The sequence below is a fragment of the Methyloceanibacter sp. genome (genome assembly GCF_049590335.1).
Classification (GTDB): domain Bacteria; phylum Pseudomonadota; class Alphaproteobacteria; order Rhizobiales; family Methyloligellaceae; genus Methyloceanibacter.
The window spans coordinates 1-12,352 of record NZ_JBAWCQ010000055.1 but is presented as its reverse complement, the minus strand read 5'-3'; the positions used below and the strand labels follow the sequence as shown (position 1 = coordinate 12,352).

The 12,352-nt window shown below is 61.5% G+C and carries 13 protein-coding genes; 7 read left to right on the top strand and 6 right to left on the bottom strand.

What is annotated here, in order from left to right; all coding sequences use genetic code 11:
• The first annotated feature begins 88 nt into the window (after positions 1-88).
• A complete protein-coding gene (locus WBQ77_RS04035) occupies positions 89-457 on the top strand; it encodes a DUF6460 domain-containing protein (RefSeq protein WP_424043753.1) in 369 nt (122 codons plus the stop codon).
• On the opposite strand, the gene arsC is transcribed toward WBQ77_RS04035, so the two are convergent.
• The 3 genes from arsC to WBQ77_RS04020 are packed head-to-tail and all read right to left on the bottom strand — an operon-like array spanning position 417 to position 2,193.
• Complete coding sequence (gene arsC / locus WBQ77_RS04030) at positions 417-764, bottom strand: arsenate reductase (glutaredoxin) (protein WP_424043751.1); 348 nt, start codon at positions 762-764, stop codon at positions 417-419. The genes WBQ77_RS04035 and arsC overlap by 41 nt on opposite strands.
• Positions 761-1,849 carry a quinone-dependent dihydroorotate dehydrogenase gene (locus tag WBQ77_RS04025; protein WP_424043749.1) on the bottom strand — a complete coding sequence of 363 codons (1,089 nt, stop codon included), beginning with the start codon at positions 1,847-1,849 and terminating at the stop codon, positions 761-763. Before WBQ77_RS04025 ends, arsC begins: the two co-directional genes overlap by 4 nt.
• Positions 1,846-2,193, bottom strand: a complete 348-nt coding sequence (locus WBQ77_RS04020; protein ID WP_424059021.1) for a DUF952 domain-containing protein — start codon at positions 2,191-2,193, stop codon at positions 1,846-1,848. The genes WBQ77_RS04025 and WBQ77_RS04020 overlap by 4 nt, the downstream gene beginning before the upstream one ends.
• Before the next feature lie 173 nt (positions 2,194-2,366).
• On the opposite strand from WBQ77_RS04020, the gene WBQ77_RS04015 reads away from it, so the two are divergent.
• Together WBQ77_RS04015 and WBQ77_RS04010 are read left to right on the top strand one after the other, a co-directional pair.
• Positions 2,367-3,008: a S24 family peptidase gene (locus WBQ77_RS04015; RefSeq protein WP_424059019.1), complete on the top strand. Its 642-nt coding sequence runs from the start codon at positions 2,367-2,369 to the stop codon at positions 3,006-3,008.
• Positions 3,009-3,059: 51 nt separating this feature from the next.
• Positions 3,060-3,695, top strand: coding sequence for a thermonuclease family protein (locus WBQ77_RS04010; protein WP_424059017.1), 636 nt, complete (start codon positions 3,060-3,062; stop codon positions 3,693-3,695).
• Between the two features lie 745 nt (positions 3,696-4,440).
• On the opposite strand, the gene WBQ77_RS04005 is transcribed toward WBQ77_RS04010, so the two are convergent.
• Positions 4,441-6,078, bottom strand: coding sequence for a lysine--tRNA ligase (locus WBQ77_RS04005; RefSeq protein WP_424059016.1), 1,638 nt, complete (start codon positions 6,076-6,078; stop codon positions 4,441-4,443).
• Between the two features lie 201 nt (positions 6,079-6,279).
• Here WBQ77_RS04005 and WBQ77_RS04000 point away from each other — a divergent pair, with 201 nt between their 5' ends.
• The gene (locus tag WBQ77_RS04000; protein WP_424045291.1) at positions 6,280-6,693 is read left to right on the top strand and encodes a tellurite resistance TerB family protein; all 414 of its coding nucleotides are present in this window, start codon (positions 6,280-6,282) and stop codon (positions 6,691-6,693) included.
• A gap of 12 nt (positions 6,694-6,705) precedes the next feature.
• On the opposite strand, the gene WBQ77_RS03995 is transcribed toward WBQ77_RS04000, so the two are convergent.
• Complete coding sequence (locus tag WBQ77_RS03995; RefSeq protein ID WP_424059014.1) at positions 6,706-8,028, bottom strand: hypothetical protein; 1,323 nt, start codon at positions 8,026-8,028, stop codon at positions 6,706-6,708.
• A gap of 379 nt (positions 8,029-8,407) precedes the next feature.
• Here WBQ77_RS03995 and WBQ77_RS03990 point away from each other — a divergent pair, with 379 nt between their 5' ends.
• The 3 genes from WBQ77_RS03990 to WBQ77_RS03980 all read left to right on the top strand — a co-directional run bounded on the left by WBQ77_RS03990 (position 8,408) and on the right by WBQ77_RS03980 (position 11,209).
• A complete protein-coding gene (locus WBQ77_RS03990; RefSeq protein WP_424045287.1) occupies positions 8,408-9,382 on the top strand; it encodes a LysR family transcriptional regulator in 975 nt (324 codons plus the stop codon).
• Between the two features lie 171 nt (positions 9,383-9,553).
• On the top strand, positions 9,554-10,183 hold the full coding sequence (locus tag WBQ77_RS03985) for an HdeD family acid-resistance protein (protein ID WP_424059012.1): 630 nt from the start codon (positions 9,554-9,556) through the stop codon (positions 10,181-10,183).
• Between the two features lie 156 nt (positions 10,184-10,339).
• Complete coding sequence (locus WBQ77_RS03980) at positions 10,340-11,209, top strand: sterol desaturase family protein (protein WP_424059010.1); 870 nt, start codon at positions 10,340-10,342, stop codon at positions 11,207-11,209.
• Between the two features lie 11 nt (positions 11,210-11,220).
• On the opposite strand, the gene WBQ77_RS03975 is transcribed toward WBQ77_RS03980, so the two are convergent.
• Entirely contained in the window at positions 11,221-12,090 is an 870-nt protein-coding gene (locus tag WBQ77_RS03975; RefSeq protein WP_424043206.1) for a transporter substrate-binding domain-containing protein, read from the bottom strand.
• Between the last annotated feature and the right edge of the window lie 262 nt (positions 12,091-12,352).

The window sequence follows — 12,352 nt, the reverse complement described above, 5'->3', positions numbered from 1 at the left end:
CCGGCCTTTGCCTTGACCTTCCGGCTTCGCCCCCCCAATTAAATCGAAGACTCTAACTTACGCCCACCCTGTGGAGGCCCGCGTGTATATGGAACGGTTTTTTGGCGGCAATCCGGCTCTCGTCATCGCCCGACTCGCGATCATATCCCTGATCGTCGGCGTCATCCTGGCGGCACTGGGCTTCAGCCCGTACGACCTGGTCCAGACCCTACGCGACCTCATTCAGCGCATGTACGACATGGGCTTTGCTACGATCGAGAAGGGCTTCCGCTACTTCCTGCTCGGCGCCGTGATCGTGTTCCCCATCTGGTTCTTGATGCGGGTATTCAAAGTGCTCAGCCGCAACGACGACGCTCCGTCGGACGATTTGGTACCGACCGAGCGGAACGCGCCGTTAGCAACTGTGGCGACCGCCGCTAAAGAATCGCCAAAACCGTCTCCGGCGGGCGGCCGATAGCGGCCTTGTTTCCGGAGACGACGATTGGCCGCTCGATCAGTATCGGGTTTTTGGCCATCAGCGCGATCAGATCGTCTTCGGAGACCGCGCGCTCTTTCAATCCGAGTTCGGCGTAACGCGCATCCGTGGTCCGCACGATCTCTTGCGGCTTCAGGCCAAGCTTTTTCAGAATGGCCTTGAGCTCGGCAGCGCTGGGCGGAGTCTTCAGATACTCCACGATGTCCGGTGCGACGCCCTTCTCCTCAAGCAATGCCAAGGTTTGGCGCGATTTCGAACAGCGCGGATTGTGGTAGATCGTGACACTCACTCGGCATCCTCCTGCAGTATCTTTATCGCCCATTCCTCGGCGCGCCGCCCAATGAGAGGTGCGAGCGAATTCGCATGCGCCTCCGACACCGCCTGAACTAGGCGGCGCTTGATGCGGTCGATCAGATTGGGGCCTTCAAAAACCATTCCCGTGTAGATCTGAATGAGGGAGGCGCCGGCCTCGATCTTGGCGAGGGCAGCCTCTGCGCTATCGATTCCGCCCACACCGATCAGCGGCATGGTGCCGGCGGTGAGCTTGTAGACACGGCCAAGCATGCGCGTCGACCGCGCAAATAGCGGCCGCCCCGACAGCCCGCCCTGCTCGGCGACCAAGGCTCGGTCCGTCAGGCCAGTGCGAGCGAGAGTCGTGTTGGAGACGATGATGCCGTCGGCGCCACTCCCTTGAATGATCCCAACAATCTCCGGAAGGTCGGCGTCAGCAAGGTCCGGGGCCAGCTTGACGAAGAGCGGCGGCCTTCTGCCGGGGAGCGCGCGGCACGTCTCCTCGATCTTGGTCAGCAGCGCTGCGAGCTCTTTCGGCGCCTGAAGGTCCCGCAAGCCCGGCGTATTGGGTGAGGAGATGTTGACCGTCAAATAGGATGCGACAGGCGCCATCTGCGCCACGCCCTCCACATAGTCCGCGATCCTGTCGTCGCTGGTCTTGTTGACCCCTAGATTGACCCCGACGATTCCCGGAACGCCTTTCCGGAGGCGGGCCAGAGCCGCGGCCTGGCCTTCATTGTTGAAGCCGAGCCGGTTCACCACGGCTCGGTCCTCAATAGAGCGAAACACGCGGGGCGTCTCATTGCCGCTTTGGGGGCGCGGTGTGAGCGTACCCACTTCGACAAATCCAAATCCCATATCGAGCAGCGCCGTCGCGACCTTGGCGTTTTTGTCGAAGCCCGGTGCAATGCCGATGGGGTTGGGGAACTCGAGCCCGCACAGCGTCTGGCGCAGCCGCGCGTCGTCCGGCACCCGGCAGCTTGGGTAGATACCCATTTCCAATGTCTTGATCGTCAAGTTGTGCGCACGCTCCGGGTCGAGCGCGAGCAGAAGCGACTGCCCCAGGCTGAAGAGCGGGCTCACGCGACATCCTCTGGCAGAATGTGGAGATCGTCGTCGTCGAGCTGGAGCGGCACCTCGGCAACGACGGCGTCGAGTTCGAGCGGGCCGTAAAGGTGCGGGAAGAGATCGCCGCCACGGGATTCCTCCCATTTCAGCGCCGGGCCCAGCCGGTCCGGATCGACCGAGAGCAGGACGAGTTCTTCTTGTCCCGGATAGTGTTTGGCCAAGGTTTCCACCACCTGATACCCGGCGGAGAAATGGATGAACCCGTCGCGCAAATCATCGGCCGTTCCGACGAAGTGCCCTTCGTTCTTCGCCGCGTCATAGGCGGCATCGGCTAGGATCTTGTAGATGGGCTTGACCATGGCACGCGGCGCCACACTAGCCGCCCTATTCCCGGCCAACAAGGCCACACGCCACAGGCGAATTGGCGCGCGGCCTTCAATTCGAGCATGGTGGACCCCAGACCCAAGATAAGCCATAAGAAAGGCAATAGGTATTATTTCCTTATCAACGCCGTTAGTCTGGAGCCGTTTCCTTGAAAAGGCTCACCCACGACCGAATTTGGTCTTCCATAGACGCACTGGCGCATCGCTACGGACTCTCCGTATCGGGCCTCGCCAAACGCTCGGGGCTGGACCCGACCGCTTTCAACAAGTCCAAACGCGCAACTGGCGACGGCCGTCCTCGATGGCCAACCACCGAGAGCATTGCCAAGGTTCTGGACGCGACGGGCGCGACGCTCGACGACTTCGCGACCCTCGCCTCATCCGACCCGGGCGCGGCCAGGCGGAACGTACCGATTCCGCTGATTGGCCTGACAAAGGCCGGTGCCGGGGGCTTCTTCGACGATGGCGGCTATCCCGTCGGGGACGGTTGGGAGCAGGTCCAGTTTCCCCGGGTCGACGACGAAAACGCCTACGCGCTCGAAGTCACCGGGGAAAGCATGGAGTCGCTCTACCGGGAAGGGGACATCCTGATCGTGTCGCCCAATGCGCCGACGCAGAACGACGACCGCGTCGTGATCCGGACCACCGATGGTAAAGTCATGGCCCGGCTGCTCGTACGCCGCACTACCAATACGATCGAGCTCGCCTCGCTGAACCCGGATCATCCGAATTTCGTTTTCCCGTTGGACCGGGTCGAGTGGATCGCGCGCATCATCTGGGCAAGCCAATAAGCGTGCCCCGGCTCCACAAAGACGCCAAGCCTTCGCTCTAAGGTAATTCCTATGTTCCGCGTCTCGTGCCTATTCCTCGTCTTGGCTGCCCTCGGTGCGATCTGGTTCTTTTGGCCGTTCGGCAAATATGACGACATGGTGCAAGTCGACGCGCCGCGACCCGAAGCCGACGGACAGCTCTTCACCAAGCCTCTGTCCAAGGATGCCGACGCCCCCGAGGCCAAGCCCGGCCAGGAAGAGGCATCGCAAGACGAGGCGGCCGCGACGCCCGGCGGGGCGGCGCAACAGGCCCAACCGCCGAAGTCCCTGTTACAGCCGAAGCGCTTTTATCGGGTTGTCGTCCAGGACGGCGGCTCCATCCAGGCCGACGACACGACCATCACACTTGCGGAGATTGAAGTCGAAGGCCTGACCGGAAAGTGCGAGGACAGCCGCGGGCAAGCCTGGCCCTGCGGGCGTTTTGCCCGAACCGCGCTGACACGGCTGATCCGGGGCCGCGCCGTGCTGTGCAGTGTGCCGGCGACCGGCGAGGAAACGAACCTGACAGCGCGCTGCGCGGTCGGCGGCAAAGATCTTTCGTTGTGGATGGTGACCCATGGCTGGGCCAAGCCAAAGGCTCCAGCGAGTACGGTCCTGACGGAGGCGGCGGAGACGGCTCAGGAGCGGCGGCTCGGAATCTGGCGCTGACAGAGGCTCCATCCGGATCGCGAAGAGACCCGGCTTCGACCGGACCGCTACGAGAACATCCTGCTCAAAAGTGCTTTTGCGACCCGGTTGGGACGGACATCCTTGATATCGGCGTCATACGGTCCGGCGTAGACGCCCTGGATCAGAGCCTTGCGGGCCTCGGGTCCTCGAACGAACTGAATCGCCCTTGCTCACACGCGCTACGGTCGCCTCCCAGTCGCATTTTTTGTTTCCTGGGAAGCCGCCGCGTCAGGCGATTCTGCACCATCCGGGGTCTCCGTAGTAGCCTCGGATCGCTCCAGCACACCCTCCGTTGGCCCGTTGGCCGACTCGACGGAAGGTTCCTCCGCTGGCCAGAACCGCAGAGGCTTCAGCTCGCGGCACTCGGCGTTCCATGACCTGACCTCGTCGGACAGGCGCGCCTGTACCGCTGCCACACTGTCCCAGTCGTCGTAAAACCGGCCTTCATAAGCTTGGTCTACGCGCCTGTCCTTCACGCAAACCTTCGCTTCAAGTTCGTCATGCGACTGAAAGCCGGTCCATCCCGTGACGCTCAGGACTCGTTGCGGAGGGCCCGCATTTCCCTGTCTCCCGGTGCTTCGCTTCGGCGACCGACCCTCCCAGAGAAGATGGCCGTTTCAGCCATTATGGAGGAACAACGTCGCTGATCCTTGAACGGCGAGCACGAATCAGCGGCTTTTGCTGATTTTGATTTACAAAAAGGTTGGAAGGCTAAGAGCTGGATCTAAGCTCCTGGGCCGTTGGACAAGGCCCTTGCGATCAACGTGCGGGTGTTCTCGATGCCGTAAAGCTGCACGAAAGAGCCGAAGCGCGGACCTTGCGACTGGCCGAGCAGAACCTGGTACAGCGCCTGGAACCAAGCCCGCAAGGGCTCGAACCCGTGATCCTTGCCCACCGCGTAGACCTCGTTCTGAATCTCCTCCGCCAGAACCTTGGCCGGGAGCGCGGCGAGCCGCTTATCGAGATCGACAAGAGCTTCACGCTCCTTATCGGTCGGGGCACGGTACTGCTTGGACGGCTTTACGAAGTCGTGGAAGTAGCGGATCGCATAGCCGACAAGCTCATCCAGCAAGGGCTGGGTCTCAGGGGTCGCCGCGGGGGCATAGCGCTGAATGAAGCCCCACAGCACGGACCGGTCCTCGGAGTTGGAGGCCGAGGCCAGGTTGAGCAGAAGCGCGAAGCTGATCGGCAGATCGGCCTCGGGCGGCGAGCCTTCGTGAATGTGCCAGACGGGGTTCATCAGCTTAGCCGCCTGATCTTCCTTCGGGTAGGCGGCAAGGTGCCCCGCATACTCATCGACCGCACGCGGAATGACGTCGAAATGGAGCCGCTTGGCCTTTCTCGGGCTCTGATACATGTAGAGCGCCAAGCTCTCGGGCGAGGCATAGGCCAGCCACTCCTCGATGTTCAGACCGTTGCCGCGAGACTTGGAAATCTTCTCGCCATTCTCGTCGAGGAAGAGTTCGTAGTTGAAGCCCTCGGGCTGCTGGCGGCCGAGGATCCGGCAGATACGCCCGGACAGGCGCACCGAGTCGATCAGATCCTTACCCGCCATTTCGTAGTCGACGCCGAGCGCTGCCCACCGCATGGCCCAATCCGCCTTCCATTGCAGCTTGCAGTGGCCGCCTTTAACCGAGACTTGTGTCAGCTTCTGAGTATCAGGGTCCTTATAGAGAATGGCGCCTGCCGCAAGGTCCCGGTCGACGATGGGAACTTGCAGCACCTTGCCGGTCGCCGGCGAGATGGGCAAGAAGGGGCTATAGGTGGCGCGCCGTTCTGGCCCCAATGTCGGCAAGATCACGTCGCGGATCTCCTCGTAGTGCTCGAGCACCTTGAGCAGCGTCGCGTCGAACCGACCGGAAGTGTAGCACTCCGTCGCCGAGAGAAACTCGTAGGAGAAGCCGAATGTATCCAGGAAGGACTTCAGCCGCGCATTGTTGTGCTGACCGAAGCTCGGATACTCCTCGAAGGGATCGGGCACCTGGGTCAGCGGCTTGCCGAGATGCGCACCGACCATGTCCTTGTTGGGAATGTTGTCCGGGACCTTCCGCAACCCGTCCATGTCGTCGGAGAAGCAGATCAGCCGTGTAGGGATTTTGTCTTCGGTGAGGACGCGAAAGGCATGCCGGACCATTGTGGTGCGTGCAACCTCGCCGAACGTGCCGATATGCGGCAGTCCCGACGGCCCGTAGCCGGTCTCGAATAAGATCGGGCCGGTCGGCTGCGGGATCCGCTTCAACCGGCTTAAGACTTTGCGCGCCTCCTCGAACGGCCAGGCCTTGCTCACATGAACGTGGGCCAGCAGTTCCGAATTGATCTTAATGGGCGCCGCGTCGCGGCCAGCGTTCGTGGTCTCGGGCATGACAGACTTGGGCGTGCTGAAGAAACAGATACAGGCGCCAACGACAAAATGGCGCCCTCAAGAGGCAACAAATTTCACAGATTTTTCCACGACGCCACTATTTCCCAAACTTTCTTCCCAAACAGGAGCTTGCCCGGTCCGTCGCAATTTCATACCGTCGCGCCCGTTTGAAGATTTACGGCCAGAAAGGGTTGAAAGCCGATGACCAAGTCCTTGGACCATCACGCAGCACTGATCTACACGATGGTCACAACCTCGGCGGTCGACAGGACCATGTCTGGGGCGGAGCTTTCCCGCATCGGGGAAATCGTTTCGCATCTGCCGGTCTTCGCTGACTACAACGCCGATGGCCTGGTCGACGCCTCTCAGGCTTGTGGCGAACTGCTCGGCAGCGAAGCCGGCCTCGAACTTGTCCTTGAGCTGATCCGGAGCGGTCTTCCCATGAAGTTGCGAGAGACGGCCTATGCGCTCGCCCTGGAAGTTGCGGCGGCGGACCTCGATGTGCGTCCCGAGGAAACCCGTTTCCTGGAGCTCCTGGCCGAGGCGCTCGAGATCGACATGCTTACGAAGACGGCAATCGAGCGCGGCATTCGGGCCCGCAACAAAATTCTCTAACAAATCTCTGTCCTAGCGCGCGAGCCTGCCCGCGCCTGAGTAGAGCGCGCCGCCAATGACGCAAGGCACGGCGATTTGCGCTTGCCCGAACGCGGTCGCGGCCATGCAGCCCGTGGCGATAGCGATCGAGCCCGCGGTCCAGCCTTTCGACATGCCCGCGTCCGCCGTGAGCTGACGGCGCTCGGCGTCTTCGATCGCGCCATACTGCTCTTTGCGAATCTTCTCCGCTTCGAACAGCTCGGCCGCCTCGATGACATCCTTCAAAGGTCCGGCGATCTCCTCGGGCTGATTGCCCAATTCAGCGCGATAGAGGCCGATCAGCTCGCGATCGCGCTCCGCATAAGAGGCGAGCGTCCATTTCGCTGTCCCGCCCGTCGTGACCTTCTCGACGTCGTTGGCATCCTTGCCCCAACCCGAGGTGAGCTTGTCGAAAAAGCCCGCCTTCTGAGCACCCTTCGACCATTGCAGCGCATGCATGATACGCATGACCGGCTCATGTTGGCCCGAGGCAACGTAGTAGCCCCAAAGGGCGTAGACGGCCGTGGTGCCGCCCGTGTCGAGTTCCGTCGCCTGCAGGGTCGGCCGCCGCCCGTTAAGTAGGTCGTCGATCAACGGCTTGCGCAGCGGCATCTTCGCGGCGTTCTTCACCAGAAGGTCCTGCCAGTCGGGGCGCCCGGAATAGGCGATCGCGCGGATGATGATCTCCTGCTCCTTGGGCGGCATCGGGAACATCTTGGGTATCAGCCCCGGCCCGTCATTCGGGTTGGTGCCAAGCACGCCGGCGATAAACCCGATGCAGAACCAGCGCTGCTCCTCGTCCGAGAACAGGCGATGGTCCCGCATGGCATGAACGGCAGCCGGAACCCTCCAAAATTGCGGCTGGTCACGATAGTTCGAGATCCAGTCGAGGAGGCGTTCGGCCGAGGCGAATTCCGGAGGGGTTGCCGGGGTCGCTGCCGCCGAACCAGAAGGCGGCGCGTAGGCTGTCGCGTTGGGCTGAGACGACTGCGTGGGAGCGGCCGGTGCCATCTGCGCCCGTACTTGCGGTGCTGAATTCTGAAATGTCGGCCGAATGTACACCGTCTCAGAGTCGCCCTGGTAGGGCACCTCCGCAACGGGCCTTGCGTCGTCCTCTTGCGGCACTGCGGCTTGTGGCAAGGCAGCTTCGGACGAGACGGGAGCAGCGAACGGCACGGGCGCGCTCTTGGAGAACGCACTGCTGTTGGACTGAAGCCCATTGGTGGCCGCAACCGCGTCGGTGGCGTGAGCGACAACGGGTTGGGCAACGCCAAAGAGGCTTAAGGCCCCAAGCGCGACAAACGAGGTGGTACGCATTCCATCAGCTTCCTCCCCCAGTCCCCAGAGTGCTGACGAACAAACACTTATGGTTAACGCCCGTCTGACGTCGACCGTTCCATTAATATAATATTTTCAATGGTTTCGTGGCGATTTGAAGGCCAGCACGTTAACCATAACAAAAGGTTACCGCTGGCGGCGGCGCAATTGCCGCGCGATGCCCCCCAATGACCCCCTCGCGTTCGCTAAGTCACTCCTGCCAAGGGCCCCGAAAGTCCGGCCGTCCTCGCTACTGGCGCAGCAGAAGGACGGCCGGGACCTCGCACTTCACGCCGCTAGGGAGCAATCTCGTTCGCGCGAGGTCATCACTGAAGCCCGTGCCTCACCAGGCACCCCAGATGATCCTGTTGCCACCAGCATGCAGCTTCTCCTAGAATTAATCCAATGGGTAGGGTCGATGATGGATATCGATCACACTAATCTAAGTCGCCTGGACCTCAATCTCCTCGTCGCGTTCGACGCACTCCTGTCAGAACGCAGCGTGACACGGGCTGCGAGCCGTATCAGCCTCGGCCAATCGGCCATGAGTCACAATCTGGCGCGGCTCCGCCGCCTCTTCGACGACGAACTCTTGACCCGGAGCGCAAACGGGATGCGGCCGACGCCGCGCGCCTTGGCGCTCGCCGAGCCGGTCCGCAATGCCCTGAGAGTGGTCCAGTCCGCCGTCTTGGAAAGTGGCACGTTCAATCCAGCCATCGCCGATCGCGTATTCCGGATCGGCCTTGCGGACTCGATCGAAGTGGCGATCATGCCCGTGCTCATCGAGCGCCTGCAAGCGATCGCACCGGGCGTGTCCATACGCTTGCGGCCCGCGAACCGCAGTGACGTTCTCGAAGAGCTCGACACCGGTCAGTTGGACCTCGGGATCGGCGTGTTCGAACAGGGCCAGGCCCACCATTTCCGCCGGCAGCTGTATACGGATCACTTTCTATGTTTGTTCAGTTCCGAGCAACTCGGCGTGTCTCCCCCGCTCTCGCTCGGGGAGTATCTCAAGTTCCCGCATATCCTGACGAGCCTCGCAGAAGATACTCGAGGCGTGGTCGACGAGACTTTGGCGAAGCGGAAGCTCCGGCGCCGAGTCATCATGACGACGCATGGCTTCCTTGCGGTTCCATTCGTGGTGCGCCGAGCGCCCGTGATGACCACGATGCCTTCTCGGCTCGCGCACTACTTCGCCGACGCGTTTGCGCTTGCAACTAGCCATGTCCCGATTGAATTGCCGCGCTTCACGATCTCGCTGCTCTGGCATGGCAGCTTCAACCGGGACCTGAGCCATACCTGGCTGCGCCAGACCATCGCCTCGCTTGTCTCCGAAGACAGCCTCGAACTCTGAGTTTCGCGGCCGTGTGAAGGCGCGCTCCGCGACGGTGTGGGCACCTCAACTCCCCAAGCCGCAACGAGCGCGCTATATTCATATTCTCACCGCATGAGCCGGCCGCACGCACCACCAACAAGCGGGACGGCGCGTCAGACTCAACTCGATCCAATGCCGAAGGGGGCAACGATGGCGGAAAGCACGGACGTCAAAGAAAACTCAGAGCACCAAGACGCGCTCAGCGCGGTTCTGGCGGACCGATGGTGGGTCGTCGCCTTGCGTGGCGTGATCGCTGTCATCTTCGGCCTGATCTGTTTCTTTGTCGCGCCTGCCGCAATCCTCGCGGCGGTCCTGTTGTTCTCGGCCTATATGCTTGTTGATGGTGTTCTTGCCATCACCTCCGGCATCAAGGCCGCGCGCAACGGAAAGCGATGGGGCCTGTTGATCCTCGAGGGCATTGTCGACATCGCGGCCGGTGTCATCGCCTTCTTGTGGCCCGGCATGGCCGCCATCGTGTTCGTATTGATCATCGGCATCTGGGCCGTGATATCGGGCGCTCTCTTGGTTTATGCGGCGCTCAGCCTGAAGCTCGACTATGGCCGCTGGTGGCTCGTCCTGGCCGGTGTCGCTTCGGTCGTTTTCGGCATTCTGCTGTTTGTCGCACCCGCGATGGGTGCCGTCGTTCTGACGTGGTGGGTCGGCGCCTATGCCATTGCCTTCGGCATCATGATGCTATTTCTCGGCTTCAAGCTGCGCGGCAAGAAGACGGACAATGCGGCCAAGACTCCGCCAGCCACGGACGCCCCGGCCAAGGTCTAGCGGGGCGCCGGCAATCAACATGCTTATTAGTAAGAGGGGCGGTACACGCAGCACCGCCCCTCTTTGCTTGAGCGTCCGGCTCCTGGCAGCCTGCCTCGCGGCGTTTTGATCGCCGCGCCATTGGTTTGGGCGGGCAAGCGCGCCACATTGCCCTCTATGCAAGATGCATTTTCCTTCGACGATACGATGGTGCGGCTCGGTGTGTTCGCCGGGCTCTTCGTCCTGTTCGCACTGATCGAGCTCCTTCTGCCGCGGCGCCGGCTCATCGCCTCGAAAGGACGCCGCTGGCTCACCAATCTCGGCATCAGCGCGACGGCAAGCCTTCTGCTTCGGCTCATGGCGGCGATCGCCGTGCCGCTGACGGCGGTTGCCGCGGCTTTCTTCGCCCAGCACAACGGACTCGGCCTCTTGAACACAGTGGATTGGCCGGACTGGATCAAGATTCTCATTGCCCTTGTCGTGCTCGATCTTGCGATCTGGGCCCAGCATCTCGCCTCACACAAGATCCCTGTCCTATGGCGGCTCCATCAGGTGCATCACGCCGATCGCGACATTGACGTGACGACGGCAATCCGCTTTCACCCGATCGAGATCGGCCTCTCCATGTTGTGGAAGATGGCCGTGGTGATTCCACTCGGGGCCTCGCCGCTGGCGGTGTTCCTGTTCGAAGTGATCCTCAATGGCTGCGCGATGTTCAATCACGCCAATATTGGCCTGCCGCGGCCCCTGGACCGGGTCTTGCGGCTCGCGATCGTCACGCCGGACATGCATCGCGTGCACCACTCGGTCTTGAGACCCGAGCATGACTCGAACTACGGCTTCAACCTGTCTGTCTGGGACCGGCTGTTCGGCACTTACACCGCTCAACCCAAGGACGGGCATTTGGGTATGCGCATCGGACTGAATCCCTATCAGACGACGGCCCCCACGCATTTCGGTTGGAGCCTCTGGCTGCCGTTTCAAATCCACCAAGCCGCACCAAACCGCGCCGCGGAAGACACACCCCAGACGAAGACCAATGCGTGAACGGCGTTCGCCTAGAAGAAGTTCATGGGGAAGTAGCGCAGGAAAAGCTCTTCATAGGTACCACGCGCATGCACCTGTTCAAGGGCGTAATTTAGGGCCTGAACGAGATTTCGGTTGCCCTTTTTGACGGCGATGCCGACGCCCTCCCCAAAGAACCGTGAATCCAAAAAGGGTCCGCCACGAAACTCGCAACAGCGCTCGCTTTCCACGCCGTTGAACCAAAAAGCGAGCGAGACCCCATCCGCGAATACCAGATCGATGGCGCCTTCTTTGAGCGCCCTCTGTGCCGCTTCGCTCGTGTCGAACGCGGCGATCGGAGCGCCCGGGAAAAAGGTCTTGAGATAAGCCTCGTGACCGCTCTCTTTCGCCACGCCGATCTTGAGGCCCTTGATCGTCTCAGGGCGGATATCTGTGATCTCGCTCTCTTTGCGCGCGGCAAAGCGCGCGGGCGTCGCATAATAGCGCAAGGTGAAATCAGCTGATTTCAAGGCCTCGGCCGTGATGCGGATCGAGGCGATAGCCGCGTCCGCTTCGCCGGTTTCGATCGCTGGGATCAAACTGCTCCAGTTCGTCGCCACGATCTGGCACTCGACCCCAAGCACCTCGCAAATCGCTTGAGCGAGGTCGATATTGAAGCCGGTCAGTTCTCCGACCTCGTCGTAATAGTGGAATGGTGGGTAGTCCGAATCGGTGATGAAGCGGATCTTCTTGATGCCCTTCAGATCGGGCTTGGGCCGATAGGCATCACCCTGCCAAGCATCCGGGACGATCGGCTTAATCTGGGGATTGGGGGCCTGGGCCTGAGCGGCGAACACCACCGCCCCCGCAATCGCGAGCACCATAAGGGCCAAGCCGACCGGCGCCGCTAAACGTCTCATCATTCGAAGACCACCACGCATCTTTCAATGCTTCCTCTTAGCGCGGCTCGGCGGCGTTCGCCAGAGCGGACTGCCGCTTTCGGGCTGTATAAGTTGCAAATACTACCTATCGCTGTATTGCGGTAAGTACTGAAAAGCGGCTGAACTCAAGCGATGTCACGGAAAGTTTTGGTGTGGCTCACCCGAGGTGGTGGAGATATTGCCAGGGACGTGTCGCAAAGTTCTTCAGAAATCTTAAGCCTGACCACAAGGTGACTGACATAGC

What these genes read in the sequence shown, in the direction of transcription:
- WBQ77_RS04035 (WP_424043753.1), top strand. Translation starts at nt 89, where the DNA reads ATGGAACGGTTTTTTGGCGGCAATCCGGCTCTCGTCATCGCCCGACTC.
- WBQ77_RS04020 (WP_424059021.1), bottom strand. Translation starts at nt 2,193, where the DNA reads ATGGTCAAGCCCATCTACAAGATCCTAGCCGATGCCGCCTATGACGCG.
- WBQ77_RS04010 (WP_424059017.1), top strand. Translation starts at nt 3,060, where the DNA reads ATGTTCCGCGTCTCGTGCCTATTCCTCGTCTTGGCTGCCCTCGGTGCG.
- WBQ77_RS04005 (WP_424059016.1), bottom strand. Translation starts at nt 6,078, where the DNA reads ATGCCCGAGACCACGAACGCTGGCCGCGACGCGGCGCCCATTAAGATC.
- WBQ77_RS04000 (WP_424045291.1), top strand. Translation starts at nt 6,280, where the DNA reads ATGACCAAGTCCTTGGACCATCACGCAGCACTGATCTACACGATGGTC.
- WBQ77_RS03995 (WP_424059014.1), bottom strand. Translation starts at nt 8,028, where the DNA reads ATGCGTACCACCTCGTTTGTCGCGCTTGGGGCCTTAAGCCTCTTTGGC.
- WBQ77_RS03990 (WP_424045287.1), top strand. Translation starts at nt 8,408, where the DNA reads ATGCAGCTTCTCCTAGAATTAATCCAATGGGTAGGGTCGATGATGGAT.
- WBQ77_RS03985 (WP_424059012.1), top strand. Translation starts at nt 9,554, where the DNA reads ATGGCGGAAAGCACGGACGTCAAAGAAAACTCAGAGCACCAAGACGCG.
- WBQ77_RS03980 (WP_424059010.1), top strand. Translation starts at nt 10,340, where the DNA reads ATGCAAGATGCATTTTCCTTCGACGATACGATGGTGCGGCTCGGTGTG.
- WBQ77_RS03975 (WP_424043206.1), bottom strand. Translation starts at nt 12,090, where the DNA reads ATGATGAGACGTTTAGCGGCGCCGGTCGGCTTGGCCCTTATGGTGCTC.